Origin of the sequence: Elioraea sp. (genome assembly GCF_051860475.1) — a bacterium.
Lineage (GTDB): Bacteria > Pseudomonadota > Alphaproteobacteria > Acetobacterales > Acetobacteraceae > Elioraea.
Window position 1 is genome coordinate 1 of record NZ_JBHYDW010000226.1, and the last position, 4,294, is coordinate 4,294.

Below are 4,294 nucleotides of genomic sequence, written 5' to 3' on the forward strand. Positions count from 1 at the left end.
CCCGGCGCAGGGTTGGAGCTGGCACGGCACGCTCCACCCGCCCGCCTATCCCGACCCCCGCGATCCCGGTGGCTATGCGGCGGAAGAGATCCTGTCGAGTACCCTCTTCCGCCTGTACAGGGCGCTCGGTGGCGATGCCATGCTGGGTGTCGGCGCGGGCGAGGATGATGAACCCGATCGGCCGCGCCGGCGCGCAGCGGCGGACTACGTTGCCTACCTCATCATGCGCGCGGTCGCCTCGCTCGGGCCGGCCGCCGCCGTACCGTCCACCCCTGGCGTCTTCGCGACCGCCCTGATGGCCGCGGACGCGGACACCGGCCTGTTCACCCATGGCGGCCAACAGCGGTGCGGCGGCGCGGTGCGCAAGGTGGTCCGCTGGGCCTTCGAGCAGCAAGGGTTGTACCCCCCAGCCGGCACCGCTTGGCCGCAAAACGGCCCGGGCGTGCCTGAAGCGGTGGACGTGTTCGTCGATGACGGACGCGGCGGCGACTACGCGTACACGTCCGACTGGCGGGCCAGCCAGGCGGCCCTGCGCCTGGCGCCGCCGGCGGCAGCGGCGAATGTGGCGCGGCCGGTCGCGGGCTCGGCGCAGCACCTCTGGGTGCGGATCGGCAACCGCGGCACGACGCTGGCGGCCGGCGTAACGGTCACGGCCTATGCCACGACGGGCGCCGATTGCGACACCTGGAACCGAACACGCTGGGCAGCGCTGCCGCCCGCGGCCGGCCCGGCGGATATCCCACCGGGCGCGAGCGTCGAGGCGGGTCCGTTCGCCTGGACGCCGACGGGCGGCGGCCGGCACGCCGTGCTCTTCGCGGTCGATGCGCCGGGCGACCGCAGCGTCCTCTACCAGCCCTCGGGGTTGGCCTGCGCCGCCGGGCCCACGCCGGTCGTCGACTTGGTCCCTTTCGACAACAACCTCGCCTACTTCCGCTGGGACCTCTGAGCCCTCGGAGCCTTACCCCGTTGGGGGGGAGGAGTGGCGGCGGCTGTCGTGGTCGACGGGCGCCGCCACTCCGCCTGCGCGCGGTCGAACACCTGCTTCACCACCGGTGCGGGATGACGAGCGGGTTCGGGATCAGGATTAGGAGGATCGGCTGGATCAGGACGATTGGCTCCACTGCTCTTCAGAGCGGTCAGGCGCTTGAACACTTTCTGCGCCAGGCACTCGCCCGCATCGCTGTCGCTGCGATAGTGGAAGCCGCCGCGCTCCCGGTTGAGCGTGATCCGCCGGGCGAGCCAGAACAGCTGGTCACGGTACGGCGACACATCGCCCCCGCTCGGCCGCATCGCGTGATCGAGGCAGTAGGCGATCAGGAAGGACTGCGTGGCGTGCGCGCTCGGGAAGGAGGCATGCGCCGGCGGTCCGTAGGGCGGCATCAGGCCGGGACAGAGCTCTGACGGGCGCGGACGGTCGTAGAAGAGCTTCGCGCGCATCGAGACCAGTTCGGCGATGCGCGAGGCCATGAACAGCAGGCGCAGCGTCCAGGGCGTGCGGCTGCGGCCAAGATTGAACATCCCTACCCAGTAGTCCGGCGCATTGTTCTGCTGCGCCAGAATCTCGCCCATGTAGCGCTCGCGGTCCTGGGCCATCAGACGCTTGAGGGCCTCGATCTCGCCGGTGACGAAACCGACATGGGAATTGTTCGCCGTCGGTTGCCATTTAAGATGAGCCGTGTCGATGTGTTCGGCATCGCCGCGCCACTGGGGATCGGCAGCGGCGAAATCGCCCATGGCGATCAGCCCGTAGAGGCTGTCGTCCCACGGCGTGGGCGGCACGCGATCGGCCGGCAAGGGGCTCTGGCCGGGGGAACCTGGTGCCTGCCACAGAGCGTGGCCCAGTACCCCGAAGGGGAACGCCTCCGGCGCATTGACGCCGAGCTGGAACTGCAGGGTGATCTGGCGGTAGGCAAGCTCCGGCGGCACAGCGTCGAAGCCCGAGCCGCCACCCGCGTGCCCATGCCCATGTCCGTGTCCGTGTCCGTGTCCGTGTCCATGACCGTGCCCATGCCCCATGGCATCCCCCCGGTTTGCGCCCGGCGCCGCGCGCCGGCGGCATCATGCCACCACACCGGGCGCGGAGTTGCAGCCAAATTCATTCCGGCAGCCCGGCGCCGCGCAGCAGGTCGGCATAGGCGGCCCGCCGCTCCGGATCCTTGATCGGGTAGCGGGCCAGGAAGGCGCTGATGCCGAAACTAGGCACGATCGCCATCAGCTGCGCGGCCGTCTCCCGTGCCTCGCGCAGCTCTCCGAGCGCCACCAGGCTCGCTGTCAGATGGCGCAGCACGCCAACGTAGCGCGGATTGGCGGCCAGCCCGCGGCGGCTCCAGCGCACCGCTTCCTCGTGGGTGCCATTGACGAAGTGGGCAAAGCCCAGAAAAGCCTGGAACACATGCGCATAGGGATCGAGCGGCGAGAGCCGGAGCGCGTACTCCGCCCGCGCGATCGCGGTCGGCGCGTCGCCGAGATAGGCGTAGGTCGGGCTGCTCATGCCCCAGGCGATCGGGTTGTTCGGCGCGCTGGCGAGCGCGCGAGCAAAGGCGTCCATTGCGGTATCGAGCTGGCCGAACAGGAAGGCCACGGCATGGCCATAGATCGCCAGCGCGATCGGGTCGGACGGATCGAGCTCGAGCGCGCGAGTCGCATAACGGGCCGCCTCGCACCGGTCGTGCTCCTCGTCGCTTGAGCTGCTCTCGCCCACGTTGAAGACATGCAGATGGGCGAGCAGGGCATGCGCCATGGCATAGCCCGGGTCCCGCTCCACGGCGCGCACCAGGAGGTCGCGCGCCAGCGGACGCTTCGTCTCGTCCAACGCATAGAGCAGGTGCAGTGCCTGCAGCACGAGGTCGTAGGCATCCTGGCTGCTGGGCGGCTTGCGCCGGGCACGGCTCAGCTCGCTCTGGCGCAGATGCGGCAGCAGCGAATAGGCGATCCGGGTCGCCGCCGCGTCCTGCGCGGTGAAGAGATCCGCGGCGGCCGTATCGTAGCGGTCGTTCCAGATCGCTGCGCGCGTTTCCGCATCGGTCATTTCCACCAAGATGCGGATCCGGTCACCCTGCCGCGTGACCGTGCCGGTGACGACATAGCGCACGCCGAGCGCGCGCGCGGCCGTCGGCACGGCATCCTCGCCCTCGGCGGGGAGCGCCAGGGTCGAACTGCTTGAGACCACGAAGAGCTCGCGGAATCCGGCCAGCGAGGCGACGACGTCATGCGCGAGCCCCTCGGCGAAGTAGCGCTCAACCGGGGAAGGGCCGACGCTGCGCAGCGGCAGAACGGCGATCGAAGGACGGTGGGAGGGCAGCGCCGGCGCGCGACGCGGGCTGCGGTGGCCGGGCGCGGGCACGGCGTAGCCGCGGATGGCGCGGCCGATGTTCTTCAGCTGAAGCGGTCCGAGGTCGGCGGCTTCGTAGCGCAACGCCGCACCGACCTGCTCCTGCACGGCAGCCGACAGCACGATGCCGCCAGGATCCGCATGTTCCTGCAGCCGTGCGGCGATGTTCACACAGTCTCCTTGGATCCGCTCGCCTTCGACCACGACGTCGCCGACATGGATGGCGATGCGCACCTCAAGTTCTGGCCCCTTATCGGATGCGGCAGCCGGCTCCGCCAGCTTCCGCTGGACCGCCAGCGCCCAGGCGAGGGCATCCACTGCGCTCTGGAACATGAGCAGCAGGCCGTCACCAAGCAGCTCGACTATCCGACCGCGATACGCGCCGACGAGCGGCTCGATGATGCGATCCCGCAGCTCGGCCCACCGGGCGAGCGTTCCCTCCTCGTCCGTTTCGACCAGGCGCCCGTACCCGACAACGTCCAGGAAGGCTACCGCGGCGAGGCGGCGTTCCCTTCGCGTCGGCGGTGTTGCAATGTCGTCCTGCTGATTCAACCCGGCTCTCCAATCGTGTTAGCGCCCCTCCCGGCCGGTCACTGGCGAGGATCAGGATAGGCTGCTCCAGTCGCAGCCGAGAAGCATCTTACGACCGCAGTGCTCCGTTTGAGGGTCGACGGTCATGCCGGAGACGGCGCGGGGGCGGCACTCGGGTCCCGGCTAGGTGCATCGTAAGGAAGGTATGCCCGTCGAGGTCAAAGAACGTCGCCACGCCCCAGAGACTTTCCGCTTCCCGGTTCCCACCGCTGCTCCAGTCGCCGCGTATCCAACCCTTCTCCTGACCAGTGACCTACGCCGAAAGCCGCAGGTTTCCTGCGCCTTTGCGCGCGGGCCTTGATACTGCGCAGGCGGAACGAGCGCCGTTTTCGCTCTCCGGAGGGCGGTTTCTCTCCAAACCTTGGGACTTGG

3 protein-coding genes are annotated in these 4,294 nt (G+C 69.6%); 1 reads left to right on the plus strand and 2 read right to left on the minus strand.

Annotated elements, in window-relative coordinates:
* Positions 1–946, plus strand: a 946-nt coding sequence (locus ACTIFU_RS22665) for a hypothetical protein (protein WP_439580592.1), incomplete at its 5' end; no start/stop codon positions are given.
* Here the strand turns inward: ACTIFU_RS22665 and ACTIFU_RS22670 are convergent.
* Positions 925–1,926: a hypothetical protein gene (locus ACTIFU_RS22670; protein ID WP_439580593.1), complete on the minus strand. Its 1,002-nt coding sequence runs from the start codon at positions 1,924–1,926 to the stop codon at positions 925–927. The genes ACTIFU_RS22665 and ACTIFU_RS22670 overlap by 22 nt on opposite strands.
* A gap of 169 nt (positions 1,927–2,095) precedes the next feature.
* Positions 2,096–3,883 (minus strand): adenylate/guanylate cyclase domain-containing protein, encoded by a 1,788-nt coding sequence (locus tag ACTIFU_RS22675; RefSeq protein WP_439580594.1) that lies wholly within the window; start codon positions 3,881–3,883, stop codon positions 2,096–2,098.
* Positions 3,884–4,294 lie beyond the last annotated feature (411 nt).